Annotated in this window: 16 protein-coding genes; 15 read left to right on the forward strand and 1 reads right to left on the reverse strand. The window is 70.8% G+C overall.

The genetic code is table 11. The annotated features are described in order from the left end of the window. The first annotated feature begins 166 nt into the window (after positions 1-166). From ACZ4E1_RS29830 to ACZ4E1_RS29870, 9 genes are all read left to right on the forward strand, one after another. Positions 167-1,291 (forward strand): C40 family peptidase, encoded by a 1,125-nt coding sequence (locus ACZ4E1_RS29830; RefSeq protein ID WP_467545242.1) that lies wholly within the window; start codon positions 167-169, stop codon positions 1,289-1,291. 135 nt (positions 1,292-1,426) lie between these two features. Beyond that, complete coding sequence (locus ACZ4E1_RS29835) at positions 1,427-1,744, forward strand: DUF6112 family protein (RefSeq protein WP_467545244.1); 318 nt, start codon at positions 1,427-1,429, stop codon at positions 1,742-1,744. Positions 1,745-1,779: 35 nt separating this feature from the next. After that, entirely contained in the window at positions 1,780-2,424 is a 645-nt protein-coding gene (locus ACZ4E1_RS29840; protein WP_467545246.1) for a hypothetical protein, read from the forward strand. A 35-nt stretch (positions 2,425-2,459) separates the two neighbouring features. Further along, positions 2,460-3,821, forward strand: coding sequence for an SCO6881 family protein (locus ACZ4E1_RS29845; protein ID WP_467545248.1), 1,362 nt, complete (start codon positions 2,460-2,462; stop codon positions 3,819-3,821). 87 nt (positions 3,822-3,908) lie between these two features. Beyond that, a complete protein-coding gene (locus tag ACZ4E1_RS29850; RefSeq protein ID WP_467545250.1) occupies positions 3,909-5,381 on the forward strand; it encodes an SCO6880 family protein in 1,473 nt (490 codons plus the stop codon). A gap of 60 nt (positions 5,382-5,441) precedes the next feature. After that, the gene (locus ACZ4E1_RS29855; protein WP_467545253.1) at positions 5,442-5,912 is read left to right on the forward strand and encodes a DUF6238 family protein; all 471 of its coding nucleotides are present in this window, start codon (positions 5,442-5,444) and stop codon (positions 5,910-5,912) included. A gap of 18 nt (positions 5,913-5,930) precedes the next feature. Then, entirely contained in the window at positions 5,931-6,464 is a 534-nt protein-coding gene (locus tag ACZ4E1_RS29860; RefSeq protein WP_467545256.1) for a hypothetical protein, read from the forward strand. Positions 6,465-6,506: 42 nt separating this feature from the next. Beyond that, a complete protein-coding gene (locus tag ACZ4E1_RS29865; RefSeq protein ID WP_467545258.1) occupies positions 6,507-8,021 on the forward strand; it encodes an ATP-binding protein in 1,515 nt (504 codons plus the stop codon). A gap of 93 nt (positions 8,022-8,114) precedes the next feature. Next, positions 8,115-8,528 carry a hypothetical protein gene (locus tag ACZ4E1_RS29870; RefSeq protein WP_467545260.1) on the forward strand — a complete coding sequence of 138 codons (414 nt, stop codon included), beginning with the start codon at positions 8,115-8,117 and terminating at the stop codon, positions 8,526-8,528. A 315-nt stretch (positions 8,529-8,843) separates the two neighbouring features. On the opposite strand, the gene ACZ4E1_RS29875 is transcribed toward ACZ4E1_RS29870, so the two are convergent. After that, positions 8,844-9,656 carry an SAM-dependent methyltransferase gene (locus ACZ4E1_RS29875; RefSeq protein ID WP_467545262.1) on the reverse strand — a complete coding sequence of 271 codons (813 nt, stop codon included), beginning with the start codon at positions 9,654-9,656 and terminating at the stop codon, positions 8,844-8,846. 112 nt (positions 9,657-9,768) lie between these two features. Between ACZ4E1_RS29875 and ACZ4E1_RS29880 the strand changes: the two genes are divergently transcribed. The 6 genes from ACZ4E1_RS29880 (at position 9,769) to ACZ4E1_RS29905 (ending at position 14,086) form a co-directional block, all read left to right on the forward strand. Continuing rightward, positions 9,769-10,413, forward strand: coding sequence for a hypothetical protein (locus ACZ4E1_RS29880; RefSeq protein ID WP_467545264.1), 645 nt, complete (start codon positions 9,769-9,771; stop codon positions 10,411-10,413). Between the two features lie 164 nt (positions 10,414-10,577). Continuing rightward, entirely contained in the window at positions 10,578-10,784 is a 207-nt protein-coding gene (locus ACZ4E1_RS29885) for a hypothetical protein (protein WP_467545266.1), read from the forward strand. 304 nt (positions 10,785-11,088) lie between these two features. After that, the gene (locus ACZ4E1_RS29890) at positions 11,089-11,826 is read left to right on the forward strand and encodes a glycosyltransferase family 2 protein (RefSeq protein ID WP_467545351.1); all 738 of its coding nucleotides are present in this window, start codon (positions 11,089-11,091) and stop codon (positions 11,824-11,826) included. A 135-nt stretch (positions 11,827-11,961) separates the two neighbouring features. Beyond that, complete coding sequence (locus tag ACZ4E1_RS29895; protein ID WP_467545268.1) at positions 11,962-12,363, forward strand: hypothetical protein; 402 nt, start codon at positions 11,962-11,964, stop codon at positions 12,361-12,363. Continuing rightward, the gene (locus tag ACZ4E1_RS29900) at positions 12,360-12,716 is read left to right on the forward strand and encodes a hypothetical protein (RefSeq protein WP_467545270.1); all 357 of its coding nucleotides are present in this window, start codon (positions 12,360-12,362) and stop codon (positions 12,714-12,716) included. Before ACZ4E1_RS29895 ends, ACZ4E1_RS29900 begins: the two co-directional genes overlap by 4 nt. Before the next feature lie 113 nt (positions 12,717-12,829). Continuing rightward, positions 12,830-14,086 carry an MFS transporter gene (locus ACZ4E1_RS29905; RefSeq protein WP_467545273.1) on the forward strand — a complete coding sequence of 419 codons (1,257 nt, stop codon included), beginning with the start codon at positions 12,830-12,832 and terminating at the stop codon, positions 14,084-14,086. Positions 14,087-14,108 lie beyond the last annotated feature (22 nt).

A 14,108-nucleotide genomic window follows, 5' to 3' on the forward strand; every position in this document is an offset into this window, starting at 1 on the left:
CACCCGGGCCGCCCGAATTACCCACCACCCCGGACGTCGCGCCCTTTCCTCAACGACGCACGCGCCGCCGGGACTTCACCAAGGACCTCGCTGTGACATCGCTCTACCCTCCCCTGCCCGCGATCCGTCCGCCGGACCGTGACCGCCTTCCGGGAGGCGGACCGGATTGAAGGGGATAGCCGCCGGCATCGGCGTCGTCCTCCTCTCTCCGCTCCTGCTCGCAGGCACCGCCATGATGTTGGCGTCCTCCAGCGAAGCCACCACCACCGCATCCTTCAGCGGATGCCTGACCGGCATCGACACCGACGAGGTGACCAAGAAGGTCACCAAGATCCTCGACGGCGCATCCGCCAAGAGCGTCCACATCCAGGGCCTGGACCTGCCGGCCGAGCAGATCCCCAACGCACAGACCATCGTGGCCACCGGCATCAGCCTGAACGTCCCCAAGAAGGGGCAGATCATCGCGATCGCCACCGCGATGCAGGAATCACGGCTGCGCAACCTCAACTCCGGCGACCGCGACTCGCTGGGCCTGTTCCAGCAGCGCCCCAGCCAGGGATGGGGAACCGCGCAGCAGATCCGCGATCCGGTCTACGCCTCCGAGCGCTTCTACAAGGCACTGCTGAAGGTCGACGGCTGGCAGCAGATGAAGGTCACCCAGGCCGCCCAGGCCGTGCAGAAGTCCGGCTACCCGGACGCGTACGCGCAATGGGAAGACCTCGCCACCGCGCTGCAGAAGGCCATCGCCGCCACCTTCCCGAACGCCGAAAAGGACGAGCCCGCCAAGGACAAGCACAAGGATGCCGCGTCCAGCTCCGACGGGTGCGCTCCCGAGAAGGACGGGACCTCCTTCGGGCGGATCCCCGAGGGCAGCGTCCCGAAGGGATACAAGATCCCCAAGGACGCCGACCCGAAGGCCCGCGAGGCCATCAAGTGGGCAATGCACCAGCTCGGCACCATGTACCAGTGGGGCGGCTCCTGCACCGACCCCCACGGCCCCGACCCGATGGGCCGCTGCGACTGCAGCTCGCTGATGCAGCAGGCGTACGCGCACGCCGACGTCAAGCTCACCCGCACCACGTACACGCAGGTCAATGAGGGCAAGGCCGTCTCGGCGAAACACCTCAAACCCGGCGACCTGATCTTCAGTCGCGGCACGGCCGCCCGGCCCGAACACGTCGGTCTTTTCATGGGCGAGGGCCTCGTCATCGAGGCGCCGCGCACATCAAAGCCGGTCCGGATCACACCGATCAAGGACTGGGACATCTTGGCCGTCCGCCGCGTCCTCTGACGCCACGCGCCGCCGGGCCATCTCCCGGGCCGCGCCCGCCGGGCCCCCTTCTCGCGCCGCGTGCGCACCCCTCCTCTTTCCTCCCTTCCGCTGGCCCCTGCACGGCCCGCACACGCAAGGAGCCCCGCCACACCTATGCCCATACCTCTCGCAGACCGCGCCGCCGTCCTCCTCGCCTACGACCCCGGCATCAAGCCCAAGGGCGGCGGCCTCCCCGGCCTGACCGTGCTGAAGAACGTCGTCAGCTCGATCAACATGTTCGGGATCATCGCCGTCGTCGGCGCCCTCGCCGTCTCCCTCGGTGTGTGGGCCTGGGGCCACCACACCGGCGGCCACCAGGCCGAGGCCAACGGCAAGAAGGGCGCCGTCGTCGCGGCCGGCGCCGCACTCGGCCTGGGCGCCGCGAACGGCGTGGTTCAGTTCTTCTCCGGCCTGGGGTCGCAGGTCCATTGAGGCAGAAGCGACTCCCCTCCCTGTCCGAATACGGCGTGACCTGGTCGGCCAACAAGCGCATCGCGGTCGGCGCCCTGGTCATCACCGCGCTGCTCCTCCTCGCCGCAACCGCCGCCTGGTTGACCGGCCGCGGCGAACACCACGACGACGGCAACACCCCCTCGCAGGCGAGCAGTTCCTCGCCCTCCGAGGCCGCACCGAAGCCCTCGGCCGGGTCGGGGTCAGTACCCAAACCCCCGCAGATCGCCGAACCGGTCGCCTTCGCCAAGGCGGCAGCGCAGATGCTCTGGTCGTACGACACCCGCGACACCAACCGCGACCAGCAACTCGCAGGCATGCGCGCGTGGATGACCAAGGAGACCAAGTACAACGACTGGGCCTCCGTCTCCGGCCAGGTACCCGACCCGCTGCTGTGGTCGCGCATGGCCGACCAGGACCAGCGCGCCACCGCCACGGTCACCGAAGCCCACTACCCGGGCGCGTTCAAGCAGGCCCTTGCCGAGGACCCGTCCGCGATCACCGAGGCGTACGTCTACGTCGTCACCGTCAACGGCAAGCAGCAGATCGAGTGGAAGAAGGGCGGCGGCGGAGCCGAGGACCGCGCCGTGACCCTCGCCGTGCAGTGCCGGCCCAACCACGACTGCGCCCTGGCCGCCATCGCCCCCAGCGTCACGCAGTGACCCACCTCGTCGACAGATAAGGAGGCCCGCTTCCCTTGGGTTTCTGCGATCTCCCCGTAGCGGACAAACTCTGCGCCGTCGGCGACGCCGTCGACTTCGCCTCCGACCCCGGCAAGGCGATCGGCGACTGGATGGCCAAGAGCGCCGGTGAACTCGCCGCAGCAGCAGCCGACCTGGCCGCGAAGGCCGTCAACGCCACCACGAAAGTGGACCTGAACGCCGGCTGGTTCCGTGACAACTACGAGATGCTGCTGCCGATCGGGCTGATCATCCTGGTCGGCACGTTCTGCGCACAGCTCATCCGGGCCGCCGTCAGACGCGACGGACTGGCCCTGACGCAGGCGTTCACCGGCACCGCCAGCGGCGTGATCTTCGCCTTCGCCGCGATCGCCCTGACGACCGTCGCCATCGAAGTGGTCGACGCACTCAGCGACGGACTGTTCAAAGTCTCACACCTGTCCATCGAAACGGCTGTGCGCCGCATCGTGAAGGTCTCCGAGATCGGTGCCGTGTCCAGCATGGGCTGGCTGGTCGCGGTCTTCGCCGGGCTCGGCGCCGCCATCGGCGCGTTCCTCTACTGGTGCGTGATGATGGTCCGCAAGGTCGGCATCCTCGTCATGGCCACCTTGGCGATCTTCGCCGGCGCCGGCGGAGGCTGGGAGGCCGCCCGCCGTTGGCGGCGCGGCTGGATCGAAGCCACCGCCACCCTCGTCGTCAGCAAACTGCTGATGACCGTGATCTTCGTCCTCGGCATCGCCGCCATGGGCAAGACAGAGGCCAAGGACGGCCTCGGTGCACTCGCCGACGTCATGGCAGGCATCGTGATCATGGTGCTGGTCCTGTTGTGCCCGTACGCCACCTTCAAGTTCGTCCACTGGGCCGCCGAGGGCACCGACGGAGAGTCGATTCACCGGGCCGGAGGCGCCGGAGCGCAGCTCGCCAAGCAGCACGCCGAGAGGGCAGGCCGCAAGGCCGCCGCAGCTGCCACCGCCGGAGCGGGCGGCGCGGCAGCAGGAGCCGGCGCAGCCCAGGGCCCCGAGGCCGCGGGCGGCGGATTCCCCGGCGACATCGCCGCCAACCCCACCGGAGGCGGCGGCCAGGAAAGCCAAGGCTCCCAGGGTTCCGGGGGCGCCGACCTCAAGACCGGTCTGGAGAAGGCCGTGCAGCCGCCCCCGACCAGCCCCAGTGACGACACCAGCGGTCAGGTAGGCGGCGCCCCTGGAGGGGGCGACAGTTCCGGATCGGCCCCCAGCGGCGGCAGCGGCTTCATGTCGCAGCCCGGCTCCGGGAGCTCTACACCCCCGCCGCAGGGAGCCCCGCCGGCCCCGAACTCGGCAGGCGCTTCCGAAACCTCTGGCGGAACTGGGGCACCGCCGCCCCCGCCCGCCGACCTGTAGCCCCTGCCCGACTCCGGGGTGGCACGCGCTGCGCTCTGCTCGCCGCGTGCCGCCCCGGCCACCGCCCGCGCACCATCGGAACGGCCCTTGTCTGATCTCACCGTCACCCCGCTCACCGTCAAGTTCCCTCACCGCTCCCGGCGCGGCATCCTGCTCGGCCTCTCTCTACCTCAACTCGTTCTGGTTTCCGGCGCGTTGGCGCTCCTGCTGGTCACGGTGGTGTCCACCGGGCTGCTCGGTGCCATCGTCCTGACGCCCGTGTGGGCGGTGGTCGCCGCCCTGGTCGCCATCCGCCGGCACGGCCGCTCGCTGATCGACTGGGCGCCGATCGTGCTGCGTTTCACGCAGCGGCGCCGCACCGGGCAGACCCTGTGGCTCGCCCGGCCCGTCACCCGCCCTCGCCAGGACGGCGTCCTGCACCTGCCCGGCAGCGCCGCCTCCCTGCGCGTGGTCACCCCCGGCGACTCCGCCAACGGCGCTGCTGCGGTCCACGACCCGCACCAGCAGACCCTGACGGCCATCGCCCGCGTCTCCAGCCGGGCCTTCGCCCTCCTGGACCCGGCAACGCAGAACCACAACGTCGCCGGCTGGGGCCGGGCCCTGGCCGGCATCGCCCGCACTGGACACGTCGCCACCGTGCAGGTCCTGGAGCGCACCGTCCCCGACTCCGGCGACACCCTCGCCCGGCACTGGAGCCAGCAGGGCCACCCCGAGACACGCGTGGCCGGGCAGGTCTACAGCGAGCTGGTCGCCTCCGCCGGACCGGCCGCCGCCCCGCACGAGGCATACCTGGCGATCTCCCTCGACCTGAAGGCCGCCAAGCACCTCATCAGCCAGGCCGGCGGCGGTCTGCCCGGCGCCTTCACCGTCATGGAACAGACCACGTCCTCCATCGCCCAGGCCGCCCGCAGCGCCGGACTGATGGTGACCGGCTGGCTCTCCGCGCGCGAGATCGCCGCCGTCATCCGCACCGCCTACGACCCGGGGGCGCTCTCCGCGCTCCAGCAGTGGTCGGAGTCCGGGCGGGCCGAGGCCGACCCGGCCGCCGCCGGCCCGGTGGTCCAGGTCGAGGAGTTCGACCGGCTCGCCACCGACTCCGCGCGCCACGCCACCTACTGGGTCGAGGACTGGCCACGCACCGAAACGAGCCCGGGTTTCCTTCACGGGCTGATGTTCACTGCCGGTGTCCGTCGCACCCTGTCCCTGATCTATGTGCCGCAGGGGCTCGAGTCCGCGATGCGCGACGTGCAGCGCAAGAAGGCCGCGATCATCGCCGACGCGAACGAGCGCTCGCGGCGCGGGCAGGTCGACTCCGAAGCCGACAGCGTCGAGTACGCGGACGTCAAAACCCGCGAGCGCCAGCTGATCGCCGGGCACGCCGACGTCGCCCTGACCGGACTGCTCACCGTGTCCGCCGAAACCGACGCCCTCCTCGACGCCGCCTGCGCCCAGATCGAAACCGCCGCCGTCACCGCCCAGGTCGACCTGCGGCGCCTCAACTACCAGCAGCCCGATGCGTTCACGCTCGGCGCCCTCCCCCTCGCCCGCACGGCTCTTTAGCCCCTGCGCAGGCCACCCGCCGATGTCCTGCCGCCGCGGCAGGAAGAAACCCTTCCCCCTTTGACCTCTGCCATCCCCGTCGGCGACGCGTACCCGTACCTGCGGGCCGCCAGCGCCGGCATCCGCCACCACACCCGCACCCTCGCTCACCGCGACGAGCTGCCGGCCTCGGCCGCGGACCGTGTGCACCTCGATGTGCTGCACGGCCACCTCACCGCACTGCACCAGCTGCTCGACCAGCTCGCCGAGACCACCCGGCCCCCGCATCCCGCCGCCGGCCGACAGCTCGCCACCGCGCGCACCCGGCTGTGGCAGGCCACCGCCGCCGTCCACGACGCCTTCCACCTCCTGCCCGCGGCGGAGACGTCTTCGGCCGGCACCGACTGCCAGCCCGAGCGGCTCCCCGAGGGACCGCCCGTCCTGACCATCTGCCAGCGCCACCTCGCCGCCGGCCACGTCGTACGCCGCAAGACCACGCCGAGCGACCTGAACACTCCAGCGCCTGGCCACACGACGACCTGCACCAAGTAGCCCTCCCGAAAGGACCGTATGCCCACCCTGAAGCGCCCCCTCTCTGCCGCTCTCGCCTTGGCCTCCGCCATCGGCGCCGTCTCACTGGCCACCGCCGGCCCGGCTGCCGCCGCTGACTATCGCTGCACCACCAGCAGCGCCTCGGTCGACGACCCCGCTTACAGCGGCCCCGTGACCGACAACTACAACTTCAAGGTCACCTCGTGCGCCAAGCGCGTAAGCGGAGTCATCTACGCCTACGCACACGTGAGTTGGGACGGCCCTGTCTGGTTCGTCAACCAGACCGACGTCCTGGACGGCGCCCGATACCACCTCCAGATCAAGAAGTCGGTGAGCGGCCCGGACCCGGTCGTGAAGTACAAGAATTCCTACGGCATCGAGTACAAGCTGGAGCACGGCAACACGGCGGGCAACAGCTCCTACACCACGGCGGTCCTCAAGTACTCGGCCGGCAGCGGCCGTTATTTGGCTGATGGCAACATCCAGCTCGACTGGAACAACGACGGCAAGGGCTACCGGACCACCCTGTTCTCCGCTTCCCCCACCGTGTAACACCCTCGCCTGCATGACCAACTTTCCTAAGGCCCCCGCACTATGAATCACCGGCCCGCGCGCCGCGCCCCACGCGCCAGCGCCAGCCCTCTGTTCACCCCGCACGGCACCGACCGCGCGTCCCGCAAGGCCGCACGTCGACAGCTCGCCGAGGCCGCCGCGAAGGCCCGCACCGAAGCAGCAGCCCACGCGAGCAGCCTCGGTATGGAGGAGCAGGAGATGCCGGCGCCGCTCTTCCCTCCGGCCGGTCGGCCCGGCCCTGCATCCTCACGCCACAACAGGATCAGGCTGCCCACCCACCGTATGACCACCGCCACCGCTTCCGGGGCATACCCGTTCCTCGCCGAGGGCGGGCTGGGGGCCGAGGGCATCTACATCGGCCGCGACGTGCACGCCGAAGCGAGCTTCTGCTTCGACCCGTTCGCGCTGTACGGCAAGGTCGAGGGCTTCACCAACCCGAACGTCCTGCTGGCCGGGGTGATCGGGCAGGGCAAGTCGGCGCTCGCCAAGAGCTTCGCCCTGCGGTCAATCGCCTTCGGATACCGCGTCTACGTCCCGTGTGACCCCAAGGGCGAATGGACGCCTGTCGCCCAGACGCTGGGCGGAACGTCCATCGCTCTCGGGCCGGGGCTGCCCGGCAAGCTCAACCCGTTGGACGCCGCCCCCAAGCCCAACAGTGTCTCCGAGGCCGACTGGGCAGGCGAGATCCGCAAGCGCCGGCTGCTGCTGCTCGGCTCGCTGGCCCGCACCGTGCTCGGGCGGGACCTGCTGCCGATGGAGCACACCGGGCTCGACGTCGCCCTGGACGCCGTCGTCACCCGCGCCGCCGCGAGCGGCGGTACTCCGCTGCTCGGCGACATCGCCGCCACCCTCAACGACCCCGACGAACTCGACCGGGCCGGCGGCGTCATGTCCGGCCGCCTGGGCGACGCCTCCCGCGACCTGGCCCACGCCATGCGCCGCCTCGTCCACGGCGATCTCGCCGGCATGTTCGACGCCCCGTCCACCGTGGCGTTCGACCCCAACTCGCCGATGCTGACCATCGACCTGTCCCGGCTGGGCGGATCAGGCGACGACACCGCGTTGGTGCTGGCGATGACGTGCGCCTCCGCGTGGATGGAATCGGCACTGTCCGACCCGAACGGCGGCCGACGCTGGATCGTCTACGACGAAGCGTGGCGCCTGATGCGCCACCCCGGCCTGCTCGCGAGAATGCAGTCGCAGTGGAAGCTCAGCCGCGGCCTGGGCATCGCCAACCTCATGGTCATCCACCGGCTCAGCGATTTGCTCACCGCGGGCGACGCCGGATCCCGCGGACGCGCCTTGGCCGAGGGCCTGCTCGCCGACTGCTCCACCCGCATCATCTACCGGCAGGAAACCGACCAACTCCACGCCGCAGCAGCACTGCTGGGACTCACGTCCGTGGAAACGGACGCCATCTCCCACCTCAACCGCGGACGGGGCCTGTGGAAGGTCGCCGGAAGATCCTTCATCGTTCAACATCTTTTGCACGCGCACGAATTGGCGCTCTTCGACACGGATGCCCGTATGCATTGACCCGGTCGAGACGTGCCCACCGCCCCCGAACCCGTGGACGTCCCCATCGAGAATCCAGTCAACCTTCCACCTTCCGCCGGCCCCGGCTCCCGGATGGTGCACGAAACCCTCGGCGCCTCGCCTCAAGCCCTCGGCCATCTTCACGATGACGGCCCAGAACTGGTCCTCGCCGACCTGGTCTATACGGCCGCGCGCCATCTGGACCATGTGCACGAGCAGTTCGCCGGCGCCGCTCAGAGCGCGGCTTCCACTCTGACACGCGCCGCCTCCGGCAATACGTCGATCAACTCCCTCGGCGTCCTGCAGAACAGCGGCACACAGATCGACATCCTCGCAGCACGCCGGGCCGATGCCGTCGACCACCTCAGAGAAGCCCTCCGCGCATACGGGCAGGTGACGGCCTCCCAGGCCCCGTCCCGGCAAGCGCCCCGGACGCGAGCCGTGCCCGCTCCGGCGCCCACGAGCACGCCGCCCGTGCCCACGGCCGTCCGCAGCCATCACCGTTGACCGCGCCTTCGCCCGGGTGACGGCCTGCGGTGGCGTCGGGGAGGTGCAGCGTGCGCTACCTCGGCACTCCCTCGGGGCCTGACATACGGGCCGCGATGAGCGCGGGACGTCTCGGCTGTATGACCACCCCGGCACAAGGCAGCCACATCCCCTCGACGCTCACGACGCCGTGGCGAGCACCCCTCCCGCGCACAAAGCCCTCCACCGGCGCGCGCCACCGCGTCAGGCGTCTGGCGCGAGAGCCCCGATGTCTCCGCCCGCAGGGACACCCGCTCCGGCCGCCCCCGACGCACCCCCACGTGATTGTGAATGTTGTCAAACGCGCGCCACGCCGCCCCACTGCACCCAGCCCGAGCTGCGCGACCGCGGTGTCGCAGTGGGTGCCTGCCATCGGCTGACATCTCCGGACCCCGGGCCCACCGGCTGCATGCCGTTCACCCAGGACTCCACTTCCTCGGGCGTGCGCACCCGGCCCCATCGGCCTTGCAGTGCATGGCGCATGGAGTGGGTGATGTGGGCGGCCGCGTGGGAATCGCTGCTGACCAGGTGGCAGATGACCACGCAACTGCCTGGAGGGAGTTGGTCTGCGGCCGTGCGGACCAGTGCAGCAGGCTCGTCTCCGTCGCTCAAGCAGTCGAGAACGGAGACGAACAGGGCAGCGACAGGCCGCTCGAAGTCGATGAAACGGCTCTCTCGGAGGTCAGAGAGGATGAGGTCGGTGTTCTGCACGTGCTCACGCAGGACGGTGACGTTGTCGCTCTCGTCCAAAGTGGCACGCGCATGGGCGATGACCGTCGGGTCGTTGCCAACGTAGGCAACACGAGCGTCGGGATTGACCCGCCACGCCACACGGTGGGGATTCTCGCCGTGCGGCAGGCCGCAGCCGAAGTCGATGAACTGCTGGATCTTGAGGTCCCGGCACAGCATCAGAACGGCCTGGCGCAAGAAGCTGCGGCTGATGGTGACCGCTTCGATGAAGTCGGGAACGGCCTCCAGGAGGCGTCGGCACGCTTCCCGGTCTGCCGCGAAGTGGTCGAATCCTCCTCTCAGGAAGTCGAACATGCGGGCCAGGCTGGGCACGTTCACGTCAATGGTATTGCTCGCTGCGGGTAGTTGCGTCTGTGTCATGGAGCCCCCGAAGTCCCTGATTCCGCAGTAGCCGACATGCTAGGGCGTCACTTGTGGTCATTGCCATCGCTGGAAAGAGGGACCCCGGGGGCAGGGATCTGCAGAAGCGCGAATGCCCGCTCCCGACACCCGGACGTCCGGGTCCCCGAGCCCGCTGACCGCGCCGTCACCCGCCGCACCCTCCCGAGGAGCCCACCTGCCCTTCCCCTACGACCAGGTCAGTCAGCTGCACTCGCTGGCCGAGCGCATCCACAACGCGGCCGACGAACTGCCGCTCACCGTCTCGGTGCACTCCGGCGTCGACAACCTCGATGACCTCGACGACCGCGTCCGCGACGTCGCCGGATTGATCACCCACCTCACCACCGCGGCAGCCTTCGCCGCGCGCACCATACGACGCGGACGCGCCCCTGAAGCCGATATAATCCGCCGCACGGTCGCCCAACTCACGCTCACGGTTGCCGCCCTGGGGCACGCCCTGGCCGACCTCGGCGACGCCGTCGCCCACGCCGGCGCCCTCCACCAGCTCGCCGGCGCGCCCCGCTCGACGCAGCGCAGTACGGCATTCAAGTCCACCCGGGCCCTGCTGCACGCCCGGCTCGACAGCACCCGCGGGCGGCTGAACCAGGCCGGAGCACGACTCCACCAGGCCGCCGACCGGCTCACCGCCCCGCCCAAGACCACCGCGCGCACAGCCATACCCGCCCCCGCGCTGTCGCCCAACCCGGCAGCGCCGGCGCGCCCCCGCGCGCGCTGACCGGCCCCGCTTCAGGAGAACGACCTGTCCACCCGATCTGTCATCGTCCGCCCCACCCCCGACGGCTACGCCGGCATGTACGTCCACTTCGACGGCTACCCGACAGCAAACTCCCGCTGCTCCTGGCCGCCTATCAACACCGGTTCGCCAGTGACCTGGAAGCCATGACCGGCCACTTGATCGACGACGTTCATCACGGCTGGAGCGAGCTGGGCACCGACCTTCTCGACGGCGCTCCCGCCGCCCTGCGCCGCGCCCTGACCGGCGGCGACGAATACCCCAGCCGTCAGATCACCGACGTGATCCGCACGGACGGCACCCCGGCCGAGCGTGAGCTGATCACGCAGGACGGCACCGACGAACTGGAGTGAGCGTATGTCCTGCACCCGCACGGCATCGAAGTGATCGCCCTGCAGGCGTACAACCGCGGCCCCACCATCGCGTGGGACACCGACCCGCGCAGCCGCATCCTCGCCGATCCCGGCGCATGGCACCCGCAGTCCCCCGCACCGATCGTTACGCCCCGCAGCAAGCCACACCTGTCCACCGCCCCGCCCACATCGGCGCCAGCTCCCCGCAAGGCCGCCCGCCGATAGCACCGGGCACCCGTACCCTCCCTGACCGCCGCCCTGCCCGGAGAACCCCCTGCTCCCGCACTTGCGCCCGAAGATCACCGTGGTCATCGCCACCCAACTACGCCCGGACCGCCTTGCCTTTCTCGCGGCCATGCACGCCAGTCTGTGCCGTCAGAGCGTGCCGTGGGAGGCCGTCGTCGCCCTCGACGGCGCTGACCCCGTCCACCTTCCCGCTGCGCTTGCCAACGACCCGCGCGTCCGTGCCCTTGTCCTGCCGCGCCCGGTCGGCGCGGCCTGCGCCCGGAACCTCGCGCTCACCGAGGTACGGACTGAATACGTCAACTGGGCTGATGACGATGACGAGTTCACCGACTCTGCCATGGCGCTGCGACTTCGCACCCTGGAGGAGACCGGGGTGGGCTGGTGCGCCGGATACAGCCAGGACCTCCACCCCGACGGGACCACGACCCTGTGGAGGCCCCCGACTCCGCCGGGCCGGCACGAGGCCGGGGACGTATGGCGGTACTGGAAGGAACCGGCCGACACCATCCCGCTCGGCCCGACCACCCTCCTCGCCCGCACCGACCTGGTGCGCGCGGCCCCCATGGGCGGTCTCGTCCAGGGCGAGGACTACTGCGCTCTCGCGGTCACCTGCCTGGCCCCAGGCGTCGTGCTGCCCGTCCCGGTCTACCGGTACCGCAAGCACCCCGGGCAGATGACCGCACAGGACTCGTACGACGACCTGGAGTCGAGGGCGAGAGCGTTCGCGCACCGCTTTGGTGTCAGCCTGCGCGACGCGTGTCTGCCGCTGCACGGCTCCGGTACGGCCGCCGCGTAGTCGAGCGCCCTCTCCACTCGTCCCGCACAGCCACCCAGAACCGCCGCTCCAACGGTGCGCCGCTGACCTCTCCCAGAAAGGAATTCGCACCTGTCTGACCACTTCCGCTTCGGCGTCCACCCCGACCACGGCTTCGTGGCCGCCGCCACCGCGAACATCCCCGCGCACCTCGCGAACTGGTTCCTCGTCCGCGAGCAGTTCGAGCCCGTCCCCGGCACTCCGGGCCTGTACCGGCTGACCAACCCCGAGCAGGACGGCATCCGCCGTACCCGCCAGGCCGTGCACGACCTGCGCCGCCACGGCTACGAAGTCCAGGCGGACTACAGCCTCGACCCCGGCCGCGGCACGTCACCACCGCGGCCCGCCGTGCAGAACGGGCTGATGGAACGCCGCAACCGCATCGCGCAGGCCGCGACAACCCGCTCCCCGCAACACCGCGGCGCCCCGACCACCAGCCGCCCCGAGCTACTGCCCCCGCCCGGCGCCATACCGGTGGGTGGCCGCACCCAGACGGCCGGGAAGGGGCGGAGCCGATGAGCGACGAGACGATCCGCATCACCCGCGGCCAGGGCGGCGAAGTCGAAGTCGAAGGGCAGGCTCCTGTCGACAGCTTCGCCGCGAGCGTCCTCAAGCGGGCCGGGTTCGACACCTATCCCACCTTGCGGGGCGTCTGGATCCGGCTGCCGTTCGACCTGGGCCGCACCTGGGAGAACGAACACGCCACCTGGGCAGCCGAGATGCTCGCAGCCGCCCGCTACCGCGTCGACCTCGATCCAGACCTGCGGGCCGCACCGCCCGCCGCGTCCGCGCCATCGACGCCGCACCGCGCGAAGACCGCCATGACTGCGCAGCCCGCGCCTGTCGGCACACCGCCGCGCCAACGGCGCTGACTCTCCCCAGAGAGCCGCCTTCACTCCACCGAAGCCGCTGGCATCGATCACTGCCGCACGCACCCGTTAGCCCCGTTCGCTCCAACCAGACGATCACGGAAAGCACCGCCGCGTTGAACTCCGATACCAGCTGCCCGCCAGCCAGCACCGCCTCCCGGCCGCTGCTCGCCGAGCGGCATGTCGCCCGGCTGCTGCTGGGCACCCTGATCGGTCGCCTGCCCAACGGCATGGCTCCCGTCGCAATCCTTCTGCTGATCGCCGAGCAGGGCGGCTCGCTCGCGACCGGCGGGCTGCTGTGTGCTCTGTACGGACTGGCCAGCGCCATCGGGCAGCCCGCGCTGGGGCGGATGGTCGACCGACGCGGGCAGACCCAGGTCACGACGGTCGCTGTCCTGATCACCACGGTCTGCCTCTTGCTGCTGCCCGCCGCGGACACCGACGATCCAGTGCCCGCGGCCGGGCTGGTCATCCTGGCGGGCCTGAGCACGCCGCCGTTGGAGGCGAACCTGCGTGCTCTGTGGGGCGCCGTGTTGGCAGATCCGGAGCGGCGGCGCGCCGTGCTCGCACTCGACACAGGCACCCAGGGACTGATTTACGTCGCCGGACCTCCGCTGGTCGCCACGCTCTCCGCCCTCGAAGGGCCCGGCACCGCCCTGACAGTCACCGCGGTACTCGGGCTGCTCGGGGCGAGCGTGGTGCTCAGCGCCGCACCCTCCCGGCAGTGGCATCCCGAAGGTGCATGCGCGGGCGGCGGGTTCCTCGGGCCCCTGCAGCACGGCGGGCTGCGGTTGCTGTTCCTCGCCGTCTCCGGCGTCGGCTTCGCCCTGGGCGCGATGAACGTATGGGCCGTGTCCATGGCCGACCGGCATGGCATGGCCCTGCTGTCCGGGGTGATCCCTGCCTCGCTGTCCGTCGGCAGCCTCGTCGGCGGCGTCCTGTACGGCCGGCGTACCTGGCCGGGGCATCTGCGCAGTCAACTCGTGGCCGTAGCCCTGCTGTTCGCCTTGGCGTGGGTCCCGCTCTGCGTGGGCTGCGGGCCGTACGCCGCAACCGTGCTCACGGCGCTGCCGGGGCTCTTCCTCACCGCATTGGTCACCAGTGCGTTCCTGACGGTGGATGCGCTCGCGCCCGCCGGCACCCGCACCGAGGCGTACGCCTGGCTGATCGCCGCGGTGGGCACCGGTCAGGCTGCCGGCACCGCGCTCGCGGGTGTGCTCTCCGCGCGTCCGTACGCCGCCGCGCTCCCGGCCACCGGAGCCACCGCCTGCCTGGTGGTGCTGCTCGGCGCCCGCCGCCGCCTCGCCGTCTCAGGCGCCGCACACCGCCGAGGTCGGCATCGTCGCGCGCCCGCCCATGCCGCGCATCGCTGAGCCCCATGCTCCACCGCTTTCC

This window comes from Streptomyces sp. NPDC025806, from assembly GCF_055558275.1.